This window comes from Streptomyces sp. NPDC093984 (assembly GCF_044764595.1).
Taxonomy (GTDB): Bacteria; Actinomycetota; Actinomycetes; order Streptomycetales; family Streptomycetaceae; genus Streptomyces; species Streptomyces cynarae.
On the sequence record NZ_JBIWIM010000021.1, the window covers coordinates 18,906 to 42,208 of the forward strand.

General features: G+C 68.6%; 20 protein-coding genes and 7 pseudogenes. 11 read left to right on the plus strand and 16 right to left on the minus strand.

Annotation, left to right across the window (positions count from 1 at the left end):
- Positions 1–84 precede the first annotated feature (84 nt).
- From ACIRC0_RS36590 to ACIRC0_RS36620, 7 genes and pseudogenes are all read right to left on the minus strand, one after another.
- Positions 85–401 (minus strand): annotated as a pseudogene (locus ACIRC0_RS36590) (UBP-type zinc finger domain-containing protein).
- A gap of 37 nt (positions 402–438) precedes the next feature.
- Positions 439–1,176: pseudogene (locus ACIRC0_RS36595) on the minus strand (sensor histidine kinase); the annotation flags it as partial.
- Positions 1,176–1,531 (minus strand): annotated as a pseudogene (locus ACIRC0_RS36600) (response regulator); the annotation flags it as partial. The pseudogenes ACIRC0_RS36600 and ACIRC0_RS36595, both read right to left, overlap by 1 nt.
- Positions 1,532–1,595: 64 nt before the next feature.
- The gene (locus ACIRC0_RS36605) at positions 1,596–2,012 is read right to left on the minus strand and encodes a MarR family winged helix-turn-helix transcriptional regulator (protein WP_403625493.1); all 417 of its coding nucleotides are present in this window, start codon (positions 2,010–2,012) and stop codon (positions 1,596–1,598) included.
- Between the two features lie 115 nt (positions 2,013–2,127).
- A pseudogene (locus ACIRC0_RS36610) lies at positions 2,128–2,573 on the minus strand ((4Fe-4S)-binding protein).
- The gene (locus tag ACIRC0_RS36615) at positions 2,573–2,893 is read right to left on the minus strand and encodes a GNAT family N-acetyltransferase (RefSeq protein WP_403625496.1); all 321 of its coding nucleotides are present in this window, start codon (positions 2,891–2,893) and stop codon (positions 2,573–2,575) included. Before ACIRC0_RS36615 ends, ACIRC0_RS36610 begins: the two are co-directional and overlap by 1 nt.
- Positions 2,894–2,997: 104 nt before the next feature.
- Positions 2,998–3,204 (minus strand): annotated as a pseudogene (locus tag ACIRC0_RS36620) (alpha/beta hydrolase fold domain-containing protein); the annotation flags it as partial.
- Here ACIRC0_RS36620 and ACIRC0_RS36625 point away from each other — a divergent pair.
- On the plus strand, positions 3,204–4,037 hold the full coding sequence (locus ACIRC0_RS36625) for a helix-turn-helix domain-containing protein (protein ID WP_403625499.1): 834 nt from the start codon (positions 3,204–3,206) through the stop codon (positions 4,035–4,037). The pseudogene ACIRC0_RS36620 and the gene ACIRC0_RS36625 overlap by 1 nt on opposite strands.
- A 326-nt stretch (positions 4,038–4,363) precedes the next feature.
- On the opposite strand, the gene ACIRC0_RS36630 is transcribed toward ACIRC0_RS36625, so the two are convergent.
- A complete protein-coding gene (locus tag ACIRC0_RS36630) occupies positions 4,364–4,567 on the minus strand; it encodes a cold-shock protein (protein WP_403625501.1) in 204 nt (67 codons plus the stop codon).
- An 872-nt stretch (positions 4,568–5,439) separates the two neighbouring features.
- Positions 5,440–6,339, minus strand: a complete 900-nt coding sequence (locus ACIRC0_RS36635; protein WP_403625504.1) for an NADP-dependent oxidoreductase — start codon at positions 6,337–6,339, stop codon at positions 5,440–5,442.
- A 306-nt stretch (positions 6,340–6,645) separates the two neighbouring features.
- On the opposite strand from ACIRC0_RS36635, the gene ACIRC0_RS36640 reads away from it, so the two are divergent.
- A complete protein-coding gene (locus ACIRC0_RS36640) occupies positions 6,646–6,816 on the plus strand; it encodes a hypothetical protein (RefSeq protein WP_403625507.1) in 171 nt (56 codons plus the stop codon).
- 789 nt (positions 6,817–7,605) lie between these two features.
- Here ACIRC0_RS36640 and ACIRC0_RS36645 read toward each other — a convergent pair.
- Entirely contained in the window at positions 7,606–8,727 is a 1,122-nt protein-coding gene (locus ACIRC0_RS36645; protein ID WP_403625510.1) for an FAD-dependent oxidoreductase, read from the minus strand.
- A gap of 292 nt (positions 8,728–9,019) precedes the next feature.
- Between ACIRC0_RS36645 and ACIRC0_RS36650 the strand changes: the two genes are divergently transcribed.
- Complete coding sequence (locus ACIRC0_RS36650) at positions 9,020–9,454, plus strand: transposase family protein (RefSeq protein ID WP_403625513.1); 435 nt, start codon at positions 9,020–9,022, stop codon at positions 9,452–9,454.
- A 141-nt stretch (positions 9,455–9,595) separates the two neighbouring features.
- Here ACIRC0_RS36650 and ACIRC0_RS36655 read toward each other — a convergent pair whose 3' ends face one another.
- Positions 9,596–10,138, minus strand: a complete 543-nt coding sequence (locus ACIRC0_RS36655; protein WP_403625516.1) for an SMI1/KNR4 family protein — start codon at positions 10,136–10,138, stop codon at positions 9,596–9,598.
- Positions 10,139–10,287: 149 nt separating this feature from the next.
- Here ACIRC0_RS36655 and ACIRC0_RS36660 point away from each other — a divergent pair.
- Positions 10,288–10,848: pseudogene (locus ACIRC0_RS36660) on the plus strand (SAM-dependent methyltransferase); the annotation flags it as partial.
- Between the two features lie 681 nt (positions 10,849–11,529).
- Here ACIRC0_RS36660 and ACIRC0_RS36665 read toward each other — a convergent pair.
- On the minus strand, positions 11,530–12,012 hold the full coding sequence (locus ACIRC0_RS36665) for a hypothetical protein (protein ID WP_403625519.1): 483 nt from the start codon (positions 12,010–12,012) through the stop codon (positions 11,530–11,532).
- A 77-nt stretch (positions 12,013–12,089) separates the two neighbouring features.
- Entirely contained in the window at positions 12,090–13,088 is a 999-nt protein-coding gene (locus tag ACIRC0_RS36670) for a hypothetical protein (protein ID WP_403625521.1), read from the minus strand.
- Positions 13,089–14,086: 998 nt separating this feature from the next.
- Here ACIRC0_RS36670 and ACIRC0_RS36675 point away from each other — a divergent pair.
- Positions 14,087–15,280: a S8 family serine peptidase gene (locus ACIRC0_RS36675; protein WP_403625524.1), complete on the plus strand. Its 1,194-nt coding sequence runs from the start codon at positions 14,087–14,089 to the stop codon at positions 15,278–15,280.
- Between the two features lie 278 nt (positions 15,281–15,558).
- Positions 15,559–16,134, plus strand: a complete 576-nt coding sequence (locus tag ACIRC0_RS36680) for a hypothetical protein (RefSeq protein ID WP_403625527.1) — start codon at positions 15,559–15,561, stop codon at positions 16,132–16,134.
- A 671-nt stretch (positions 16,135–16,805) separates the two neighbouring features.
- Here ACIRC0_RS36680 and ACIRC0_RS36685 read toward each other — a convergent pair.
- Positions 16,806–17,165, minus strand: coding sequence for an alpha/beta fold hydrolase (locus ACIRC0_RS36685; protein ID WP_403625530.1), 360 nt, complete (start codon positions 17,163–17,165; stop codon positions 16,806–16,808).
- A 52-nt stretch (positions 17,166–17,217) separates the two neighbouring features.
- Here ACIRC0_RS36685 and ACIRC0_RS36690 point away from each other — a divergent pair, with 52 nt between their 5' ends.
- Both ACIRC0_RS36690 and ACIRC0_RS36695 read left to right on the plus strand, forming a co-directional pair.
- A complete protein-coding gene (locus tag ACIRC0_RS36690) occupies positions 17,218–17,511 on the plus strand; it encodes an ArsR/SmtB family transcription factor (protein ID WP_403625533.1) in 294 nt (97 codons plus the stop codon).
- Positions 17,508–17,894 carry a VOC family protein gene (locus ACIRC0_RS36695; RefSeq protein ID WP_403625536.1) on the plus strand — a complete coding sequence of 129 codons (387 nt, stop codon included), beginning with the start codon at positions 17,508–17,510 and terminating at the stop codon, positions 17,892–17,894. Before ACIRC0_RS36690 ends, ACIRC0_RS36695 begins: the two co-directional genes overlap by 4 nt.
- Positions 17,895–18,002: 108 nt before the next feature.
- Here ACIRC0_RS36695 and ACIRC0_RS36700 read toward each other — a convergent pair.
- Positions 18,003–18,822: pseudogene (locus ACIRC0_RS36700) on the minus strand (IS5 family transposase); the annotation flags it as partial.
- A 355-nt stretch (positions 18,823–19,177) separates the two neighbouring features.
- Complete coding sequence (locus ACIRC0_RS36705) at positions 19,178–19,882, minus strand: TetR/AcrR family transcriptional regulator (protein ID WP_403625539.1); 705 nt, start codon at positions 19,880–19,882, stop codon at positions 19,178–19,180.
- A 91-nt stretch (positions 19,883–19,973) separates the two neighbouring features.
- Here ACIRC0_RS36705 and ACIRC0_RS36710 point away from each other — a divergent pair, with 91 nt between their 5' ends.
- The 3 genes from ACIRC0_RS36710 to ACIRC0_RS36720 all read left to right on the plus strand — a co-directional run bounded on the left by ACIRC0_RS36710 (position 19,974) and on the right by ACIRC0_RS36720 (position 23,277).
- Positions 19,974–21,026 carry an alcohol dehydrogenase catalytic domain-containing protein gene (locus ACIRC0_RS36710; RefSeq protein ID WP_403625542.1) on the plus strand — a complete coding sequence of 351 codons (1,053 nt, stop codon included), beginning with the start codon at positions 19,974–19,976 and terminating at the stop codon, positions 21,024–21,026.
- A gap of 152 nt (positions 21,027–21,178) precedes the next feature.
- Positions 21,179–21,664, plus strand: a complete 486-nt coding sequence (locus ACIRC0_RS36715; protein ID WP_403625545.1) for a DUF485 domain-containing protein — start codon at positions 21,179–21,181, stop codon at positions 21,662–21,664.
- Entirely contained in the window at positions 21,661–23,277 is a 1,617-nt protein-coding gene (locus tag ACIRC0_RS36720; RefSeq protein ID WP_403625548.1) for a cation acetate symporter, read from the plus strand. The genes ACIRC0_RS36715 and ACIRC0_RS36720 overlap by 4 nt, the downstream gene beginning before the upstream one ends.
- Positions 23,278–23,303: the final 26 nt, after the last annotated feature.

The window sequence follows — 23,303 nt, forward strand, 5'->3', positions numbered from 1 at the left end:
ACCACACCTGCCATCACTTCCGCACCGCAATCCCGCACTCCGAGAATCATCTCAAAAACAAGCAGTACAGATGAAAACGACCTCTTAGCGTCGCAGCTTGCTGATCCAGTCTTGCGGCACTCGGCCTGCCGGTCCCGGGGCTGGCTGTTCCTCGGGGTGACTGGTAGGCGGTGCGAGGTCCGGTCCGACCTCGATCCTGGCTCGAAGCTTTGCACGATGGGGTGTCCGGTGGTGTGGTAGTGGGCTGTTGCGTGTTGGGACGGGGAGCTGTCGCAGCAGCCGATGTGGCCGCATGTGACGCAACGCCTGAGGTGGAACCACCAGCCGTTTGTCGCCACGCATTCGACGCAGCCGGTGCCGCTGGGTGGGATGGCGGGGTCGATGCCGAGGTCGCGGGTCATCGGGGCTCCTTCGAATCAGGGGGATGGAGTGGCGAGGGGGGAGCAGTATCTGGAAGCGGGTGTCGACGGGTGCGGACTCGACCTGGAGGTTGCCGTGGTGTTTGTTGACCACGATGCGCCAGGCGATGTCGAGGCCGAGCCCGGTGCCTTCGATTACGGGTTTGGTGGTGAAGAAGGGGTCGAAGATCCGGTCCTGGATCTCCGGGTCGACTCCGGTGCCGGTGTCGCGAATCTCTATGAGCAGCCGGTCCTGGGCGCGTGCGGTGCGTATGGTCAGCGATCCCCGCGCGTCGGTGTCGCTCATGGCGGCGATCGCATTGTCGATCAGGTGGGTCCAGACCTGATTGAGCTCGGCTGCGTAGGCAGGGATGGCTGGCAGCGTGAGGTCGTACTGCTTGATCACCTCGATGTGTGAGCCGATTTTGCTGGCCAGCATCAGCAGGGTGCTGTCGAGCAGTTCATGCACATCGACCGGGCGGTAGGGCGCTCGGTCCAGCTGCGCGTATTGCTTGGCGCCGTCCAACAGGTGCGAGATGCGTGCGGTGGATTCCGTGATCTCGTTCATCAGCAGTTCGTTCTCGACCGTCTGGCTGAGCCATCTGATCGCTGTTGGCAGGGTGGCCTGGTCGACCGTTGCGGCGATGCGGTCCAGCCACGTGTCGCCCAGGCCGGCTTGGACGAGGGCTGGCGCTATCTGCCAGCTGTGCCGGATGGCGTGGTCATCGAGCCAGTCGGTGAGCGCGTCTTCCCGGTCGGCGGCTTCCAGCGGGGTGAGTCCAAGACCGGGTAGAACTTCTCTTCCGGCGGGTCCCACGGCTTGAGCACATAGTGGTCGAGGTCGACGACGTTGATCGCGTCGATCGCCGCGCTGGTGTCCACGTATGCGGTCAGCAGGACTCGGCGGGCGCCGGGAAACACGTCCATGGCCTGCTCAAGGAATGCGATGCCGTTCATCTTCGGCATGCGGTAGTCGGCAAGAATCACGGCTACTGGTCGCCGCGCAGCTTCAACTCGTTAAGCGCTTCGAGCACCGATTCCCCAGATTCCGCGATCAGGTGCGAGGCGCAATAGCGTCGCCGCAGATCCCGTGCGATGGCCCGGGATACTCCCGGGTCATCGTCCACGGTCATGATGATGGTCCGCGCCGTCTCGGTGTTCTGTGGCACGTGTCCCCCAAATATTCAGGCAAAGCACTCAAGGAGCTTCGGGAGCGGCACGCACTTTCTCTATGATGCGCTCCGCAATCTCTGTGAACCAAACTATTTGAACAGAAGATAGATGATCGAAGAAGAGTCGTCGAATTTCCTCGGCCTGCCGAGGGCTTGCTTCGACAATGGCCGATCGGCCTTCACGGGTGGCGGCAACGAGAGCCGTGCGTCTGTCATCGGCGTACTCCTTTCTGACGACCAAACCTCGTTTCTCCATGCGGCTCAAATGGTGAGACAGTCGGCTCTTCTCCCAGCCCAGGCAGGCGACCAACTCCGAGATGCGTATCCAGCCGTCGGCTGCCGCAGTCTGCGACAGCTCCGTCAAGACGGCGCAATCGGCTTCGGAGAGACCGAATTCGACCTGGACAGGCCGTGCCGTTCGACTGACCAGAAGTGCGCTCATTTGCAACAGGCCACATCACGCCCGCATTTCAGTCGCTGACAGCGAAGGCGGTCTATTTTCCATGTGTCCACCATACGAGACGACGGTTCCACACGGCCCCGCTAGTCGGAGATTTTCAAACCTGATGCCCGCAGGGTCCGGAATGGTCACAGAATGGCTGATTCCCGGATCGGCCGCATCCGCACAGCATGACTCGCGTTTCGTGGCGAATTCCTGCTGCTGTCTCTATGTGCAGATCCCCACGGATATGCAGTGTTCCATCCCAATGCCGCTGCAGTTGCGTGGGCCGCTGCGGTTCTTCATCGCGCTCTGCCCGCATGTGATACTGAAGGCGCCACTCGGGCAACGCCTTACTACTTCGGCTATTGCACGGGCGGGCTCGGCGCCGGCGTCGATCCACGGCCTGCGATCGACGTCGAAGACCCTTGGCAGCCCTCGCAGGCATTCCACCTGATGGAGGCAGATCCGGGATTCGTAGCTGACAGTGATGTCAGCACCCTCGTAGCGTTTGACGCCGGGCCGCATCGTGCGGTCCCCACCAGCGGGAGGTGTCGTGGTCATCAGTCACTGACCTTGCTCTTGCCCGAGTAGACGAGCGCCTGGTACTCGGGATGGCGTGCGATCCAACCTGCGTAGAACGGGCAGACGGGCAGGACGGCGAGACCGGCAGCGCGCGCCTCGTTCAGCGAGGAGCGGACAAGGGCTGCGCCGATCCCCTGCCCCTCGTAGCCGGGGTTGACCTCGGTGTGCACGAAGGCGATGAGTTGCTTCGTACGGATGTACTCGGCGAAGCCCGCCAATTCACTGCCGATGATGGCCTCGTACCTGTTCGCTGCCGCGTTGTCGACGATCTGCACAGTAGGCGTTTGCGCGTCGCTCATCTGGTCCGCTCCCGGGGTGTTGGGTCCTGGCCTTGCGGGTGTGCTGTGGGGTTGTTGTTTCCGGGCGGCCGCTTGGGGGGGGTGGGCGGCCGCCGTCGGGGGGGTCAGGCGGTGGTGGCGAGGGCTTCCTTCAGGCTGGCGACGGCCAGGAGGACGGCGTGCTTGGCGGCTTCGGTGTCGTGCAAGGCGTTGACCATGACGAAGTCGTGGACGATGCCGCCGAAGCGGGCGTTGGTGGCGGCGACGCCGGCCTGGCGCAGCCGGGCGGCATAGGCCTCGCCCTCGTCGCGCAGCACGTCGGCCTCGGCGGATGATCGACACGGACGGACTGCACCACCCGGTCACGCTCCTCGCGGGGGATTCCTTCCTCCTCACCCGGCCTCAGGAGTTCGTCCTCGGCAGCTCACCACACAGCAGCGTGCAGCCGGCCTCCCCCCTCTTTCGTGCGACAGGCGGGGCCAGTGCAGAGGCCGGACCCCTTGACGAGCCGGTGACCGCCCGCCTGGTCGGCGGCAGCTTCACCTTCGGCCGGCGCGCCCGCCAACTCCTGCTCGACGCTCTTCCGCCATTGATTCATCTCCCCGCCCATGCGCAGGGCGCGGCAATGCTCCCGCATTTGTTGAGCAGGATCGACCAAGAGGCCCGCACAGGCGGCCTCGCCTCGAACGTGATCACCGAGCACCTCGCCGTCGTCCTGCTCATCGACGTCGTCCGCTACCACCTCAGCCATCAGCCGGACAGAACCGGTTGGCTGCAAGGCCTGAGCGACCCCGTGGTCTCCGCCGCCCTCCATGCCATCCATGCCGATCCGGCCCGACGCTGGACGGTACGGCTGCTGGCGGACGTCGCGCACGTCTCTCGTTCGACACTCGCCGCACGCTTCAAGACCGTCGTCGGCCAAGGTCCCCTGGAGTACCTCAGGCGGTGGCGCCTGGAACTGGGAGCACATCGACTGACCGCGACCGACCAGACCGTCGCCACCATCGCCGATGCCGTCGGCTACGGATCCGAGGCGGCGTTCGCGCTCGCCTTCAAACGCGAGCTCGGCACTGCACCGGGCAGCTACCGCAGAGAGTCCCGCAAGCAGGCCCCCACCGCTCTCCCGCAAGGCATATCCGGGGTCGCAGTGGGTGCACCCCTATAACGTCGCGTCCCCATATGTGCGGTCTCTCGCTGGGCGGTGGGGGGCAGCGGTCGCCGCATCGCTGACGGTGGCAGTCACCCGGCCCGATGGCGCGCATCGAGCGGCCTCGACGAGGGCGGCGATGCGAATGATGCGGTCGATCCGGCGGGGCGCGCCGTCCGCGGATAGGCCCCCGACGTGTCGGCCTGCTCGCCCGGCTCGCCGGGAAGGGTGGCCGCGACGGTGGGTGTCACGGCGGCCACCCTGCGCTACCACCCCTCGAAGGGCGGACGGACAGAGAGCCCCGACCGGTAGCCGATGCCCGGTCGGGGCTCTCTTGTTCGGCGTTACAGGGGGCGAATGTTCTCCGCCTGCGGGCCCTTCTGGCCCTGCGTGACGTCGAACTCGACCTTCTGACCCTCGTGGAGCTCGCGGTAGCCCTGGGCGGCGATGTTCGAGTAGTGGGCAAAGACGTCCGGGCCGCCGCCTTCCTGCTCGATGAAGCCGAAGCCCTTTTCCGCGTTGAACCACTTCACAGTGCCTTGAGCCATGTTCCTGTCTCCTTCTAGGGGACTTGTATCGGGTCCCGCACCGTGCGGGATCCGGAGGTGATCGCCCTGGTCCGGAGAGGCGTTGAAAAGCAAAAACGCCCGCGATTGCGATCACGGGCGAACGGGACTTCGGAACCACGACTGCTGATCACGACGCTACACCGGTTGGTGGCGCTCGGCCACAAGTATCCGGTCACCGCGGCACCCGCCCTGACGTGCCAGACGAGTGCCATCCGCCCACCTACTGATTCCCAATGGGGTTGTCAACTGGTGTCGGTGACAGGCTCTGTGAGCGTCTCAGCCGAGTGCAGCCGGAGGCGGCGGTGCGGTGGCCTCGAAGGTTCGACCGTCGCGTATCAGGGCCCACAGGACGTTCAGACGGCGTCGCGCGAGCGCGATGATTGCCTGTCTGTGGCTCTTTCCCTCAGCTCTTTTGCGTTCATGGGACGCTTGGGAGACGGGGCAGGAGCGGGCGGCGACCATGTAGAAGACCCGCATAAGGCGACGGCAGTAGCGCCGTGGGCGGCGCATGTTGGGGTGCACAGGACCACTGCTCCCTGTGGTCTCGGGCCGGGCAGCGGCCAGGGAGCCGACCGCCTCACCGGCCGTCCGGCCAAGAGCGGCGTCAGGCAACGCTCCACTGGTGGGCGCCTCCGCCGCGCCACTCGATCCACTGGTCGTCGTCCAGGATGCTGCCGGGATCGTGGAGGGCATGGCGCTGTGACGTAGAAGCTGCCGGAGGCGATGCTCGCTGCCACCGGTGCCTGACCCGGCTCTGTCTGCGGGATGGGCAAATCTCAGCCGGACGACTTCTCGATCACGCCTGGCGGGCACCGTGGCCCAGCATCGGGATCGGGCGGTGCCCGGTTAGGTCATGCTCCGGCGAGCACGATCTTCTTACCGCCGGCCCGGCCGGTAACCACCCGGTCGAACGCAGCCGGTCCCTCGCTCAGCGGCAGGGGTTCCGGGGCGAGCTTCAAGATGCCCGCGGCGACCTGCTCCGCCAGCTGGACAAGCTGCGCGGCATTGGGTTCCACGTAGAGGTCCCAACTTGTGATGCCTCGTTCCTCCGGAGGCGCGTCCGAGGTCAGGGAGCACAGTCGGCCGCCGTCCCGCACCAAAGGCAGGGCGGCGTCCGCCGTGCCGGTGGCGATGATGAGGGCGGCGTCGAACCCGCCGCGTACCTTGGCCGACCAGTTCGGGTCGTGGTAGTCGACGACCTCCGTCGCTCCCAGACCGAGCAGGCGCTCGGCAGCTGCAGCGGAGGCGGTGGCGGTCACCTCGATGCCCTTGGCCGCAGCGAGCTGGATGGCCAGGGCTCCGGTGGCCCCGCCTCCGTTGGTGATCAGAAGCCGCTGACCTCGGCTGAGGTCCAGCTTCTCCAGGGCCTGCAACGCCGTGAGCCCGTTGACCGGCAGCGCCGCCGCGTGCACGGCGTCCAGCCCGGGTGGGCACGCTGCCGCGTGATCCGCGTTGATCAGAACGCGTTCGGCCCAGAAGCCGCTTCCCCCGGGCAGCGGGGCCTCGTGTGCGAGCACCCGGTCACCTACGGCAAACCCGGTGACACCCGCGCCGACGGCCAGCACCTCGCCCGCGCCCTCCATCCCCAGCGCCGCCGGGGGGCGCAGCCCCACGTCCCAGCCGGCGCCGTTCAGCAGTTGGTCCCACGGGCCGACCCCGGCCGCCTCAACCGCCACCAGGATCTGACCGGGCCCGGGAGATGACGGTTCGGGCAACTCCAGCAGGACGACTTCGTTCTCGACCCCGGACACTCCGCACGCCTTCACAGCAGATCTTTGTCCTCTCGTTCAGTCCGGCCGACCAGGAGGTACGGGCCGGAAACCCAAAGCAGGCAGCAGTGTCGACCTGGACACTCCGCACGCCTTCACAGTAGATCTTTGTCCTCTCACTCAGTCCGACCGACAGGTTCCACATCCCCAGTGCCTCGGACAGCAGCCTTGCCGCCGACGGCAGGTCGCCATCAGTCCGCGCCTCCTTCACTCTCGCCACCACCTGTTTGAACCTGTTGTGGTCAAGGGCGTGCCACGGAGGCCGCGGCGCTCGACGAACGGTAGGCCGTGGACGTCCAGGCGCTGCGAGAGGTGTTGCCCGACCCGGTCGGCGTCGACGAGATCGAGGCCCGCTTTGGCGCGGTCTGGATCTCGTCGACGCCTACCACCAACAGTTCCTCGCCGAGCCCGTTCGGCGAACCCGCGGTGCAGGTCGAGAACCAGATGCCGGGCGAGTGAGAGGTCCGCCGACGCCGTTGGGTCATCCGGGCCACCAACGATTGGGTCGCCGGCCGGCGACCCGCCACCGACATCGCGCGGGCCGTGATGACCGGCGGCCCCTGCCGCCGCTCTGGTTGTCCGGGGTGGGCCGACATCGAGGACTGAGGTGTCCGCGGCCTGCGGACTTCGGCCGCAGTCGTTCCCGATGCCGGAGATCTCTAGCCGAAGGTGAACAGCCGGCCGGCTTCGAAGCGCGAAATCGGGCTGCTGTACGCCTTCGTGGGGTCGGGGTAGCCGAGGGCCAGCAGCACTGTCGTGGTGTGTCCGGTTTCGCGGATCTTGAATGCCTTGTCGACGCTGGTCGGGTCGAACCCTCCGCCCTGGTGGTGAGGATGACGGTGTGTGAGGCGTTCAGGATCTTCTCGCTGTTGTCCTGGAAAGCAGCACGTTCGAGCTGATGTTCCGGCACGACCTGCTCGACGGCGCGCCGCAGGCATCGGACCAACCGAGGCTGCGCGACTGCTGATCCTGGCCGCACTCGCCGCTCTCGGCCTGCTGCCCGCGTCGCGGCTGCCCCGGCGTCCGGCCCACCAGGAAGGAGACGACACGACCGCCTCACGTCCGGCGCAAGCACCAACACCACAGGCAGCACCCGCTCGACACACGAACAGTTGAGCAACCACCGAACACGCCCAGGCTGATCCGGTCATGTACCAGACCGATCTTCAGTGTCCGCAAACGATCGTCTGCCGTTGCTGCTGATACCGGCACCCGCAAGAAGGGCATCGGTTTCGCGGCTTGAGTGGCTCATTGGCCCTTCTCGGTGAACCAGTTGATCAGGCCGTGGGCTGTGTTGTGGGGGGAGTCGATCCCGGGCATCTCGTCGGTGACGGTCTCGGCGCTGCGGGGGAACATGGCCTGCTCGTACTCAGTGAGCGCCGTCTCGATGTCGTCGGGGTGCGCGGCGAGGGCTTCACCGAGTTCGGCGCCGTCGAGCATGGCCAGGTTGGCGCCCTCGCCGTTGGGGGCCGCGAGGTGGGCGGCGTCGCCGAGCAGGGTCACCCCCGGCACCCGGTCCCACCGGTGCCCGGTCGGCAGAGCGTAGAGGGGGCGCAGGACCGGCGCGACGTCGCTGTCGGTGATCAGCGCGGTGAGCTCCGGTGCCCAGCCGTCGAATTCCTGCGCGATCCGCGCGGTGGCCGTGTCGGGATCGGTGAGATCGATGGCGGCGAACCAGTCCTGCGGCTCGGACAGCCCCACGTAGGCGTGCAGAGTGTCGTCCTTTTCCCGGTGAGCGAAGATCTCCCTGCCCGGTGAAGGAGCGATCAGCATCCCGCCGCCGACCGCTTTCGCGGCGGCCGGGTGCCGGGTATCGGCGTCGAACAGGTAGGTCTCGACGACCGATTTACCGATGTACTCGGGTGTGGCAGTGGACAGCAGCGGCCGGACCCGTGACCACGCGCCGTCCGCGCCGACCAGCAGGCTGGTGACGACGGTGCCGCCGTCGGCGAACGTCACCTCATGGCGGCCCTCGCCGAGGGCACGGGTGCCGCTGACCTTGTGCCCCCACCGCACGGTGCCGGCCGGGAGTGAGTCGAGCAGAACCTGCCGCAGGTCGCCGCGCTGCACCTCGGGACGTCCGCCCGTACCGTCGTCGGCTTGGTCCAGCAGGACGGTCCCGTCCCGGTCGAGGACCCGCAGCGCCTGACGGCCCTCCAGGATGATGGCGTGGAACTCGTCCATCAGCCCGGCCGCCTTGAGGGCGAGCTGCCCGTTGTAGTCGTGGATGTCGAGCAATCCGCCCTGCGCGCGCGCCGAGGCGGAGGACTCCGCCTCGTAGACCGTCACCGGGATTCCGTGGACGTGCAGGACGCGGGCCAGCGTGAGTCCGCCGAGTCCGGCGCCGATGATCGTGACTGGGGTGTGCATGGTGGCTCCTTCGAGATCGGGCCGCCCGGTGAGCTCCGGCCGGCCGTCTCTGGAAAGGTGCCAGCCCCCGCCTACGAACCACCGACATCCGACCGACAGCACCCGACAGTGCTCCGACATGGCACCGACACCGCAGATCAGCTGGCTGTCAGATGGACACGCCCCCTGGTTGAGCCCGTACCAAGCGCGGACGGCGAGCGGTGGTGGCCGTTTTCAAGGCTCTGGCCGCAGTTCCGTGAACCCCAGGTCAGCGGCGGGAACGAGGGATCGTTTCGGCAGGGTGTCCTCTGTCGTGGCGAGCAAGACGGTTGAGGACGTGCTGTTTCCCGGGATCGATGTGCGGGTGGAGCGGGTGAGCGACGCCTCCGACATCCTGATGGTGGAGGTGGTGTCGACGGCCCGTCCAGGCCGGTGCCCGAACTGCCGGAAGCAGGCGAGGCGCGTACACAGCACGTACCAACGCACCCTTGACGAGCAGCCGTTGGGCCCGCGCCGGGTCATAGCCCGGCTCCGGGTCCGCCGGTACTTCTGCGACCGGAAGAGCTGTTCCCGCAAGACGTTCGTCGAGCAGGTGCCGGGCCTGTCCGAGCGACACCGCCGCTCCGGCACCCGGCTGACGGGCTGGCTGCGGTCGATCGCAATCGAGCTCGGCGGCCGTCCGGCCGCCCGGCTGTGCCAACGCCTGCGGCTGGCCGCGGGCCCGGACCCGACTGCTCAAGGCTGTTGAAGGCGCCATCGGTGTCGGACCGTGCCCCGCGGGTGCTGGGGGTTGGCCCTGTCCACGAGAACGGACAGCACATGTTCACCACTTCCGGAGGCACCAAGGATTCGAACAGTCCGCGACCTACGGCTCTGCAGGACGGAGTGATCAGTCCCACCAGTCGTCGCCGGTGTGCCAACGCCGCACCCATTCCTCGAAGCCCCATGCCTGGTCGCCGGGCGCCGGGACGGCGCCGACATCGGCGACCATCCACACCTCTCCGCGACGGGAGCCGGTCGTCAGCAGAAGCCAGAACGACTGCCCGTCCTCGGACCCGAGAACAACGGACCCCTTGTTGAACACGGCGTCGATCCGCGGGTCCTCGGGGCTGACATTCTCATCGTCCTCCCAGCCCCAAGCTGCCTCCAGGGGGAACGGTTCCCCTGGCCTACGCGGGCCGAGGTCGGGCCAGGTGTCGGGCAGCCAGCCGAGCGGTTGGAGACCACCGTCGCCGGCGGGGCCCAGGCTCGACCCGTTGCTGACTTCCGCGATGAAGGTCCTGTACGGCTCCGGCAGGACCACCCCGTTCTCCTCCTCCCACTCCGCGACGGCTTCATGCCCGAGCGCCGGCTCGCGCCACTCCGGCGGGAAGACGGAGCGCAGGAAGTCGAGAGTGGCCTCGGCGGGACGCTGATCACGTATGTCTGTCACAGCAGCATGCTGACAGAAAGGGCTGACAGCCCATCGCGGCTGCCTCACTCCGGCAGCCCCGCCCCCGGCCATGAACATCGAACAGAGCCGAAGGCCGACGCCTCCCGAAGTGGTGAACATGTGCTGTCCGTTCTCGTGGACAGAGCCACCTCGGCGCCGGCATGGACAGCCGGGCCTTCCGGATCAACTGGCCCGAGGGCACCCGGCTGTTCGAGGTCGACACCGCCGCGCCACTGGACTTCAAGGCTTCGGTGCTGCGCCAGGACCGTGCCGTCCCACGCTGCGAGCGGATCACCGTCGCGGTGGATCTGCGTGAGGACTGGCCGAGCGCGCTGGCCGCCGCAGGGCACGACCCGGCGCTGCCGACCGTGTGGATCGCCGAAGGACTGCTGATCTATCTGCCCGAGGACGCGGTGGAGCTGCTGCTGGCCCGGATCAGCGCGCAGTCGGCGGCCGGCAGTCGGATGGGGCTGACGTTGGGCTCGCGCGGCGTGATCGAGCGCTTCGGCGCGGACGCCGTGCCGGGATCGGCGGCGTCCATGTGGATCTCGGAGATACCCGACGACCCGGTGAGCTGGCTGGCCGGGCACGGCTGGGAGGCCAGCTGCCACACCCTGCGCGAACGCGCCGCCGCCTACGGCCGCCCTGTCAGCACCCCGCCCCAGCGCGAGGAACGGCCCGGCGGACTGATCTCGGCGGTCCGCCGGTAGACCGCCTCCCGGTTCCCTAGATGATCGATCCCAAGGGGGCCGGCCTGACGAGTGGAGCCAGGTTCATACGCGGCCGGCCGGTCATGCGCGCACTGACCGCCCACGACCACTGAAGTCCGCCCTGAAGCCGCCTGGCTGGACGGTGGTGTGGTCGACAGTCATTCGCCGTGGAGGAAGTGCTCCCGCGGGTGCACGTGTTGCTGTCTTTAGGTCGAGGTGATCGACACGGTCGTCCGGGTCGAGGCCCGTACGACCGCAGGACAGGCGCCCTGTCCGGGGGTGCGGGTGCTGGTCGGGGCTGACTCACGGCTCCTACCTGCGATTTCCTCGTGCTCTGCCGACACGGGGGCAAGTTCGTCGGGGTGTCGTGCGGGTGCGGAGGTTCGTCTGCGAGGAGGAATCTTGCGAGCGCCGGCGTTGTTCAACGGTGTGCTGGAAGGCTGATGAGGATCGGCGCTCCACCCCACGGCTGCTCTTCCGTCCCCGGGCAGTTGGACCTTCCGGAGCCCTGGGTGAATGGGGGTAGGTGAGCGTGTTCGGGTGGTACTTGGGCCGCTCATCCGTGCCGGCCTTCAGGTCTGGGCCCTGGTCCGTCTTGACCGAGGCAGAGTCTCTGCCCGTCCGTCGCGCCGATGCCTGGAGACGTCCCGGGACCCGGCGACCGGCAGGCCGCTCACCACTTCAGCTGACGACCAGCGTCACCCGCCACGATGTACCGTCGGGGCGCGTGCTGGTCAGTGTGGAGGCACCGGGCGACCGCGCGACGAACAGTCCCGGTGTGACGCCCAGCGGGGCGGTCATCACCCCGGTGCCGACAGGCGCGAGAACATGAGGGTTGGAGCTGCCGATGGCGCGCCAACTCATGCCCTGCACGGCGCCCTCGGGGGCGGCGAGGAACACGTCCACCCGCTGGCCGATGCGCAGACAGAAGGCCCCGGAGTCCGCCTGAGTGAGGGATCCCGCGGAACGCGGCAGAGTCGCGGGGTGGAGTTGGTGGCACCGCACCGCCACGCCCGTCGGCGAGGAGGAGGTCGGCGGCGCGGAGGGCGGGGCCGAGGTGGCGGCGGCGGAGGTACATCCGGTGAGGAGTGCCGTCGCCACCAGTGCGGCGCTGAGCCCCGCGGCGAAGTGCCGCGGTGGCGGTGTGCGGCGGGCCGTAGCCATGTGCTTCCTCTCGAACGGGCCGACCGGGAGCCCCGGGGCCGTCCGGCTGGCGGCCGGGCGACCCCAGGGCGTCGAGGTCAGTGCTGGTTGGTGGGGCTGGTGTAGGAGACGACGCAGCCGCCGCCGTCGTTGTTGAAGTTGTTGCTCCACAGTGACTGGATGGCGTAGTCGGAGCCGTTCATGGCGACGATCGTCGAAGCGCCCTGCCCGCTGGAGATCCAGGCGCACTTGTCACCGGTCTCGTAGCCGGTCGAGTCGAGCCACCCCGTGCTCGCGGTCGGGTCGGTGAGCGTCTCGGCGTACTCATGCCCGCCCACGATGGTCACGCCCTCGGTGGTCCCGTTCACTCCCGTGCTACCGGTGCTCACGAAGTTGGCGCCGCAGGCACTGCCGGCGTCGGTGATGTAAGGGAAGTTGGTGTACGGCAGCGGGGCGCCGCTGCCGGTCGTCGTCTGGTCGTGCCAGGCGCAGTACTGGGTCTTGAAGCCGGTGGGGACGGCCCCGTGCGGGGCGTCCACGATGATCTGCACGTTGTCGCCGGAGACGCCGAAGTGCGCCGCGGCCTTCACCGCTTCCGCCGCTATCTGGGCATTGGACGGCTTGCTGGGCGCGGAGACGGAACTGTCCAGCCAGGTGCCGCCCACCGGGTTCGACGCCGGGTGTCCGACGGGAGTTCCGGCGCCGTTGCACTGCGTGGTACCGACTACGACGCCCTCGCAGTACTGCGTCTGCGAGGCGGACCAGGTGTCACCACTGCCATAGGCGTGCTGGAAGAACGACAGTTGCAGAGCTGCCTCACCGGAGGGGTCGTTGGTGACGGTCGATCCGGTGCCCCACTGGGAGCCCCAGTAGACGACGTAGACCTTGGGGCTGGTGACGACTGCGCCTCCGCCGTACGACAGGAGGTTGGTGGAGGCCGCCGCGGCGGGACGCGCGTCGCGCGCTGCCATCTGCTTGGCGTGACCAGAGGTCTCGGGTGTCTGGGCACCGGCGGGCGAGGAGCCGAGGAGTGCGGCGGCGGTGAGCGCCGCGGCGGTGACAGCGACCCGGCCGAGGGTCGATCTGCGCAGCATCATGGGTCCTCCGATGAGAGGTGGTCAACCGACTGGGACAGGGCGGCCCGCCGGCCGGAACGATGCCTCTGTATATGACGGCAGCGTTTCAGGAATACGGAATGGCTTGCCCGGCGGGAATAGGGGTTGGGATGCAACCTGCCGAGAGGAAAGTAGCGAGCTTGATGGATCGCGGTCAAGAACAGATCTTCAAGGCTTCAACGACCCTTTTCCAGCGCGTCGCTGCAGGGGGGTCAGGCCCCGGACGCCGTTGCAAATGACCCGTAAAAGGCTCGTCGCGAAACGGGAATCTCCGGAGAGGGTTTTCCCTGTGCCGTAGCCCTTGTTTTTCGCGCGGAGCACTCCGGAACGCGGTCGACTCCCCTGCGGACGACACCGTAAGCGCCTGCCCGGTCAAATGAGCGGAACGACCCGGTAAAGAGCGGTCGACGGGCTGCCGGGAGTCCGTCCGTCTGTACGGAGTGGGAGTCACCGCGGACACCGGCCACCGGGACCCAGGCGCCGTCCTGCGCACGGGAGTTCACGTTCCGTCCAGCAGCACATTTCTTTGATCACTGTTGACAGATCAAGCCTGTCGGAGAACAACCCCGAGGGATAGCCTCCCCACATCCGCATCCCCCTTTGCCACCCCCCGAGACCCTGAGGGGGCGGACGCGCAAGTCCCCTTTCGAACCCAAGAGAGGACTCGTATGGCACGCACCATCAGACGGTGGTTTCTCGCAGGGGTGAGCACCCTCAGCCTCGCAGCGGCGGGCGCCGTCCCCGCGACAAGCGCAGCCCACCAGGCCGCCTTTCCGCAAGTACGACCGAGCGTGGCCGACTTCACGCAGTTGACGACCGGTCGGACCCCGCCGACCCAGTCCCAATGCGCGTCAGCGGGACGCCGCTGCTTCACTCCACAGGCCATCCAGGCGGCATACAACGTGGGCCCGTTGCACTCGGCCGGGGAGGATGGCCGCGGCCAGACGATCGCAATCGTCGACTCCTACGGGAGCGACACCATGGCCCACGATCTGCACGTCTTCGACCAGGCATTCGGCATCGCACCCATGTGCGGCGAAGAGGGCGTGAGCTGTGCGCCCGGCATGCCGACCTTCGGTGAGCTTCATCTGCAGGGGTCCCCTGCCACCAAGGCGCCGCCGTCCACGAGCAACAGCCCAGGACAGGAGGACAGGAGCGCGTGGGCCCTGGAGGTGGCACTCGACGTCGAGACCGCCCACGCCATGGCACCCGGCGCCAACATCCTGCTGGTCACCACGCCGACCGCCGAGACCCTCGGGGTGCAGGGCCTCCCTCAGATGATGGCTGCCGAGCAGTACGTCGTCGAGCATCACCTCGCGACCGTCATCTCCCAGTCCTTCGCCTCCGCGGAAGGCGCCTTCGGCAGCGCCCAGTCGTTGGAGAACCTGCGCTACGCGTTCAAGTCGGCGGCGCAGAACGGCGTCACCGTTCTCGGCTCGTCGGGTGACGACGGAAGCGCCGGCTCGGCCAAGACACCTGTGGGTCAGGGCGGATCGACGCTCCCCGGCCCCGCCGTCGAGTGGCCCGCGTCGGACCCGCTGGTCACCGGAGTCGGGGGCACGGACCTCTGCACCGACCCGGGCGCCACCAGCGGCAGGGCCGTCGACAGCGCCTCCCCGCCAGTGGCCTGCCAGAACACCCCCAGCCAGTCGGAGATCGGCTGGACCGGTTCCGGCGGCGGCTTCAGCAGTGTCTTCGCCAAGCCGGGCTACCAGTCAGGCGCGTTGCCGGCCGGCAGCACGGCCATCGGCGCCATGCGCGGCGTTCCGGACGTCTCCCTGCAGGCGAGCCCGTCGACCGGAGCACTGGTGTACCTGTCTCTCCCGCCCGACGGCCAGAGCGGGCTGAAGTGCGGCAGCACGCCGTGCAGCACGGGCTGGTACGACATCGGCGGCACGTCGCTCGCGTGTCCGCAGTGGGCGGGCCTGGTTGCCATCGCCGACCAGATCAATCACGGCGGACTCGGACTGATCAACCCGGCTCTGTACAAGCTCGCGTCGGCCCCGGCCACGTACTCGGCGGACTTCAACGACGTGACTGTGGGCAACAACGCCGCCGAGGCGTCGGTCCCGGGCTACTCGGCCACCCCAGGATGGGACCCCGTCACCGGACTGGGCACACCGAACGCGGCGAAGCTCCTGCCCGACCTCGTCAGCGCCGTGCACGGAGGCTGACCCGCAGGGTCAGCCCCCGGGCATCCCGCCCCGGCCGGTGGCGGGATGCCCGGGTACACCGATCGGTTTACGAGCGGCACGGGTCTCAGTCAGCGGCGCGTCGACGACCTCACGAGTGTGCGCACGGAAGGCGCCCATCACGGTCGGCCAGGGCAGATGCAGGTCGCAGGCAACCTGGGTGAACGGGGCCCAGCACTCCTCGCCTCTCCCCCGGCGGATGTGAGGCAGCTTCAGGCGCCGCGTTCAGGGCGATCGCCTCGTCGAATGTGGCGCCGGTCGTGGCTGCGACGGCGGAGGCCGGGGCAGCGAGCCTGGGCCGGGCGGTTGCGGTGTCGGTCACCAAGAGATCCTGCGGTGCGGTTGGCTGGATTGAGCGGGTGTTCGAACGAGTGGGTGCTGAAGAGTCCGCGGCCCTGGAGGTGCTCGCGTGGAAGGTCCGCGGCGAGCTGGCGGCTGCGGGCCTGCCCGTGGTCGCGCCGGGACTCGACCCGGTCCTGGCCGGTGGCGCCGAGGTGGACATCGATGACGGAGCCGACGCAGCGGGCGGTGTGTTCGTGGCCTGGCAGGCAAGCCCGCGGCTGCGGGCCTGCGCGAGCCGCGCGTTTCGGCTGAAGCAGCTGGACGAGCCGGTCCTGCGGCATTCCAGCGTGGTCGGGGCCGCGATGATGCAGGAAATCCCCCAGGTCTTGGCCTCGGCGGGCTTCAGCGTCGAGGACGCGCGCGACGGATACCGCCCCCAGCAGTTGCGGGTCCTGGCCGGACCGCCGTCCGGGCAGCGGCCGGTGTGGTCGCTTCGCGACGACGAGCTGGCGTTGCCCGGCTGTCAGGACGGTCCTGCCGATGGTGCCGGCTGAGCCCAGGGCGGATCACGGAGTCGTGAACCCGGACCAGGCGGAGGTTCCCGGCTGCAGGCTGTGGGTCTCGCTGCGGCGGATCTGCTCTGTGCGGTCGTGCTCGTCCTGATGGTGCAGGATCGAGATGCGCCAGCGCTGGGGTCCGTCCGGCGCGGCTGTCAGGGCTTCGGTGTTACCCGCGATCCAGTCTTCTCCCGTGATCGTCCGGATCGACGAATGTCTGCGACACCGAAGGCGTTCGTGGCCCCGACACACAGGAGCCTTGCGGGAGGCCAGGCTGCCCGACGGCGTGCTCAACGTCGTAACCAACGACCGTGAAGACGCCGCGGGTGCAGAACGACTTCTGTGAGGGTGGCAGCCTCGCGGTGGCCGGGGGTGCCCATGTGGCCGCCGCGATCACCGAGCTGATCGGGCAGGCCCCCGCCGGGTACCGCCACGTGGTGGCCACCCGGTCTCGACCTGCGCTGAGGTCATGTGTGGTGCGCCTTTCTCCATGCCGACCCGGGCCTCTCGTCGGCCGCGGATCGTCTCGATCCCCCCGGATTGATGGAGCGAGCGGGCACGGGCTCTCCCGGGTCCGCTCATGCCTGGCCGACGGTCGTCGGCTCGGAGAGCTTTGGTGGGCGTAGCGGACCTTGGGCTGCCGGTGGACGTTCCCCCGACGGCGCTCTTCACCGACCACTACGAGCTGATCGATGGTCTACAAGCTGGTCGCCCGCGCCGAGTCGGCGGACCCGAGGGCGCCTGCCGCGACCACCTCCGGTCGGGGTGCGAGGACCACGACTGGCCAGGTAGGCGGCGAGTTCCTTGGGGCGGGCGTACATGGGTCCGTGCCCGGTCGCCCACTCTGTGGTCGTCGCGCCGGCGCGGGCGGCGAGTTCCCTCTGAGTGGCGGCGGGGAGGGCGCGGTCGTCGGCGGCGACAAGGTAGTGCGTGGGCAGTTCGCGCCAGGCAGGGGGACCCGACGGTGCGGAGTCGATGCCGAGACGCGGGTACTTGGTCCTGTCTCTTCGATCAGGTTTGGCTGGCACACGTAAGGCATCCGGCTTGATAGGCAAGTCGCCGCTTGCCTATGGTGGGGTCGTGCCGGACGATGTCTTCAAGGCCCTGGCCGACCCCACCCGCAGAAAGATCCTCGACGAACTGACGAAGCGGAACGGTCAGACCCTGTTCGAGATCTGCGCGCGTCTTACGACCAAGCACGGTCTGGGATCGTCCCGCCAGGCGATCAGCCAGCACCTCGCCGTGCTGGAATCCGCGGGCCTGGTCCAGACCCGGCGCCAGGGCCGCTACAAGTTCCACGACCTCACCACCGAACCGCTTGAGCAGATCGTTGCACGGTGGCTCAAGCCCGATGCACCGGAGACCGGAAAATGAAGATCCACCTGTTGAGCGTCTGCGTCGACGACCAGGACAAGGCCCTGCGCTTCTACACGGAGGCGCTGGGGTTCCTGAAGAAGCACGAGGTCCCCCTCGGCGAGCACCGGTGGCTGACCGTGGTCTCGCCCGAGGACCCCGAGGGCACCGAACTGGTGCTGGAGCCGGACAGCCACCCCGCGGTGAAGCCGTACAAGGAGGCGCTGGTCAAGGACGGTATCCCGGTCACCTCCTTCGCCGTCGAAGACGTGCACGCGGAGTACGCTCGCCTGCGCGAACTGGGGGTGCAGTTCACGCAGGAGCCGACCGAGATGGGGCCGGTCACCACCGCGGTGCTGGACGACACCTGCGGCAACCTGATCCAGATCGCCCACACCAATTAAACCCTCAGGCGCCGTGGCCGGCCGTGGCCTGCCTCCCCGCTGTCATGCTCTGACCCAGATCAGCAGGGCCGCGGCGGTGACGGTTCCGAGGTAGACGTAGCGACGCTAGTCGTAGCGGGTGGCCACTGCGCGGAACTGCTTGAGTTTGTTCACCGCGCGCTCGACGGTGTTGCGCTGCTTGTACCGGGCGGCATCCAAGCCCGGAGGCCGTCCGCCGCGGGCGCCCTTGCGGCGGCGGGCGGCCCGGCTGTCGCGCTTCTCCGGGATCACGTGCCGGATACCGCGCCGCCGCAGATAGGTGCGGATGACGCCGTTGCTGTAGGCGCGGTCCGCGCTGACGCTATCCGGGCGTCGGCGCGGCCGCCCCTGCCCGAGGCGGGGCACCCGGATCCTGTCCATGACAAGCACGAACCGGGTGCAGTCAGCCCGCTGCCCCGCCGTGACGACCAGCGCAAGCTGGCGGCACCTTCCGTCCGCCGCCAGGTGCAGCTTGGTCGTCAGCCCGCCACGGGAACAGCCCATGGCCTCGCCTGCCGCACCGCCTCCTCCAACAGCCGCCACAGGAGGTGCGCCCGCACCTGAACTGATCTTCCGGCGGCCCCTTTTGAAGAGACAGGCTGCGGGACATGCGGAGCGCCGGCGGCGTGCTGGTGGACACGTACCGACGTGGAGTCGACGTTGATGTGCCAGTCGATGTCACCCGTGGCATCGGCGACGGCCTGGACGTGCTGCAGCAGCCTCTCCCAGTGCCGTCTGCCGACCACAGCCGGTGCCGCTTGTGGACGGTCTGCCGCGGACCGAACCGCTCCGGCAGGTTGCGCCACTGGCAGCCGGTACTGAGCCGATGAATGATCCCGTTGATCACCTGCCGGTGATCCCGCCACCGCCCGCACCGGCTGTTGTTCACCGGCAGTATCGACTCCAGCACCGCCCACGGGGAGCTCGATCATGCGTGCGTAGCCAGCCCCGTTCGCGGCAGGATGACGGCATGTTGATCAGAAAGGGCGATGTCGCGTAGGCGCCCGGAGGCCGTCCGTGCGGAGCGGTGGCGGCCTCGCAGACACGTTGTAGTTCGGCGGATCCGCGGCGTTTCCGCGAGGACTCGTGCAGCTGTCCGCCGTGTCGAGGATGAGCGGATGTGGCCTGGCACAGTTGCTGACGCGCTCGCCCGTTTCGAGTGGGCGTTCAGGCAACCCGGCCCTTATCTGAACGCGTCCCAGGTCTGGCAGCCCGGACTGGAGGTGGAGTATGCCCGGACGTACTTGACTGCGGGGCCGGGCCGGTCAGCCGGTCGAGGCCTGCCGCCCGGACCGGCCCTTGCGGTCTCGCTCCTGCAGCAGACGTGCGGTCTGCTCGGACACCGGCGCGGCCAATAGCGCCGTGACCAGGTCGACCAGTCGGCTGATGAACAACCGGTCGTCCCTGCGGGGGCGGCCGGCGGCCCGGGCGGCGAGTTCGGCGTGGCAGAAGCGCATGGCGGTGAAGCGGGTGTGGAACACCGCGGTCGACTCGGGGGTCAGCAGCGGTTCCACCAGGCGCCGCCAGGGATAGATGCTCGACCCCTTCGTCACGACGACCTCGACGAGGGGTTCGGGGCGGTTGAGCAGTTCGGCCACGATCTGCAGGAACTCGCGGCCGCCGTCGGGGTCGGCGAGTTTCGCGGCCGCGGGCAGCACCAGTGCGCCGGCGAGGGACCGGAGATCGGCCGCACCGCTGTCCTCGTACTGCTGCAGCAGCACCTCCCGGCGGGCGTCCACCGCAGGAAGGTGCTTGTCGAGTACGGCTCGCAGCAGGCCCGTCCGGTCACCGAAGTGGTACTGCAGGGCCATCGCGTTGCGCTGGCCGGCGGCCCGCTTGATCTCGTTGAGCGACGCGCCGTCGACGCCCTTGGCCGCGAACAACCGCTCGGCGGCCCGGATGAGTGTGGCGCGCGTGTCGCCGGCCTTCCGGCTCCGCGGCGATGTGGCCTGCGTCTCATGTGCTGTCACGGACGCCCATGCTAGCGTCGCGACGCCCGGAGTAATACAGCTGCATTAATTACTGATAAAAGCGCCTTGGTGCGCTGCGGGAGGCGATCCAGTGAAGGCACTGACCTACCACGGCCCCCATGACATTCGCTACGAGGATGTCCCCGACCCGGCCGTCACCAGCCCCACCGACGCGGTCATCCAGGTCACCACGGCCGGCATCTGCGGCAGTGACCTGCACATCTACGGCGGCAACGGGTTCAGCCCAGAGACTGGTTACACCCCGGGACACGAGTGCGTCGGCGTGGTCGCCGACACCGGCGCCCAGGTCACCCGCTTCAAGCCCGGTGACCGCGTCCTGGTTCCCGCCTCGGTCGGCTGCACCCGGTGCGGTACCTGCGCGAAGGGACTCACCGCCAGGTGCGAGCGAGCGAAGGCTCCGACGGATCTCTGCTACGGCGTGAGCCCGCACCTTCCGGGCAGTCAGGCCCAGGCGCTGGCCGTGCCTCATGCCGACATCAACCTGGTACGCCTGCCCGAAGGCATCTCCGACGAGGCCGCCATCGTCCTGACGGACAACGCCCCCACGGCCTGGTACGGCTGCCGCCGAGCCCGCATCCAGCCCGGCGAGACGGTACTTGTCATCGGCCTGGGCCCGGTCGGCCTCATGGCCGCGCAGTCCGCCTTCGTCATGGGTGCCGCGCGCGTGCTGGGCGCGGACCTGGTCGCGGAGCGCCGTGCCTTCGCCGCCACCCTGGGCGTCGAGCCGGTCGAGGGCGAGGACGCGCGAAAGGCCGTACGGGAGATGACCGCAGGACGTGGACCGGACGCCGTGGTGGAGGCCGTCGGCTCGGACGCCACGATCGATCTGGCCCTCAAAGCCGTCCGGCAGGCAGGACGGGCCAGTGTCATCGGCGTCAGCCAGAGCAAGGCCTTCCCCTTCCACATGGGGCTGGCCCAGATCAAGGAGCTGGAGTTCGCCATCGGGCTGTGCTCGATCCATTACGAACTTCCCGCCCTGATCCCCCTCGCCCAGGCCGGCCGGATCACGCCGGAGGCCGTGGTCTCCCACCGCTTCGCCCTCTCCCAGGGCCCCGCGGCGTACGAACTGTTCCACAGCCGCGCCGCCGGTGTCCGCAAGATCCTTCTCGACCCCACCCGTTGATCGCGACGTGGTTCTCCCCCAGGGAGCCGTATCGCCCCCGAAACGTGACCCACAGCAGGCGTACAGCCATCCCAACCAGTCGGTATGGTGCGTCGCCTGAACCACTCCTCCACGTTCACTCCACGATCCGAGCCGCAGTGGAAGGCCAGGCGATGACATACCCCGACCAGAACCGGTTTCCGCCCTCAGCACCCCCGGGACGGCCCCAGCCGCACACCGATGCCCGGTCGTACGGACACGACGCCCCTCGGTACGACGCGTTCGGGCAAGCCCCTCGGTACGACACGTACGGGCAAGCCCCTTGGGCCGAGCCCTACCCGCGCGACGCTCATCGACATGGTGCCGACCTCACCGCCCTCCGCTCGGCCTACCGGCTGCTCCGCCGAACCTCCGCGCTCGCCGCGCTCGGTTCCTTCGTGGTGTACGTCCTGCTGTCGTGCTGGGCGCCGGGCCTGATGGGGTCCAAGATCGCCGGGGAGCTGAGCCTGGGAATGGCCCTGGGGGTCCTCCAACTCGTCGTCACCTTCGCGGCGGTCTTCTGGTACGGCCGCAGCGCACGACGCTCGGTGGATCCGCTGGCCCGCGCCGTCAAGGAGCGGGCGGTTCCCACGGCCCGGGACGCGAGGGCGGCGAGATGAACGACTTCAGCTCCGGGACGCAGGCCACCGTCCTCGTTCTGTTCACCGCCCTGGTCACCCTCACGCTGCTGATCTGCGTGATGGCCGGACCGGACCGCGACGACCTGACGAACTTCTACACCGGCTACCTCTCGCTCACCCCGCTCAAGAACGGTCTGGCCATCGCCGGCGACTACATCTCCGCGGCCACGGTGCTGAGCACCACCGGCATCGTGGCGCTCACCGGATACGACGGCTACGTCCTCGCGGTCAGCACCGCCTTGTCTCTGGTGCTGCTGATGTTCCTGCTGGCCGAACCGCTGCGCAACGCCGGCAGGTTCACCATGGGCGACGTCCTGGCCCGCAACATGCCCGGGCGGGCGGTGCGTGTCGCCGCCTGCGTGGTGACGCTTTCTGCGACCCTCCCCTTCCTGGTCGTCCAGCTCTCCGGGGCCGGCTCGCTGCTCATCTTCATCCTGAACCTCCCGCACGTGGCGGGCGCCAGGACGGCGTGCATCGTCATCGTCGGCAGCCTGATGATCATCTACGCGGCGCTCGGCGGAATGAGGGGCACCGCGCTCATCCAGATGATCAAGATCGTCATCCTGCTGGGCACCAGCGCCCTCATCGCCGCCTTGGTGCTGAACCGCTTCGGCTGGAGCCTCGGCAACGTGCTCAGGGCCGCCCAGCAAGGCAGCGGCGCCGGCCCGGCCTTCCTGCAACAGGGCCTGGAGCTGGGCACCTCGCCCGTCGACCGGCTGGACTTCGCCGGTCTCCAGATCACCGTGGTCCTCGGCGTGGCCTGCCTGCCCCACATCACGATGCGTCTGTACTCGGCCCAGGACGTGCCGGCCGTGCGTCGCTCCATGTCGTGGGCGGTCGCCACGGTCACCACGTTCTGCCTGCTCGTGATCATCATGGGCACGGGCGCGGCGGCGCTGGTCGGATCGCGGTACATCACCGCGGCCGACCCGCAGGGCAGGACGTCGGTGCTGATGCTGTCGCAGGTGCTCGGCGGGGCACGCGGTTTCGCGGGCACGACGATTCTCTACTCGGCCGTCGCGGGCATGGTGTTCATCACCCTGCTGTCGTCGGTCGCCGGTATGACCCTGGCCGCAGCCTCGTCACTCGCCCACGACCTGTTCGCCCATGCATCGCGGCGGGGGCAGCCGGAGCCGCGTACGGAGATGACGGTGGCGGTGTGGATGAGCGTGGCCGTGGGCACCGTCGCGATCGGGCTCGCCACCCTGGTCCAGGAGTGGAACGTCGGCGTGCTGACCACTCTGGCCATCTGCATCGGCGCATCGGCGGTGGCCCCCGCGCTCACCTACTCGCTGTTCTGGCGCGGGTTCACCCGCACCGGCCTGCTCGCCACCCTCTACGGCGGCGCGGCCTGCGCGCTGTTGCTGATGGTCTTCTCCAAGGCCGTGTCCGGCACGCCGTCGGCCGTCTTCCCGCACACCGACTTCCATCTGTTCCCCATGCAGTCCACCGGACTGGTCTCCGTCCCGTTCGGCTACGTTGCGGGCTGGCTCGGCAGCCGTCTGGACCAACGGCGCCGCGCCGCGGACAGCTCGGAGGCCCGGCGACTGTACGAGGAGAGCGAGGCACGGCTGCTCGCCGCAGCGGAGTGACAGCAGCTGCGCGGGCGGACCGCGCG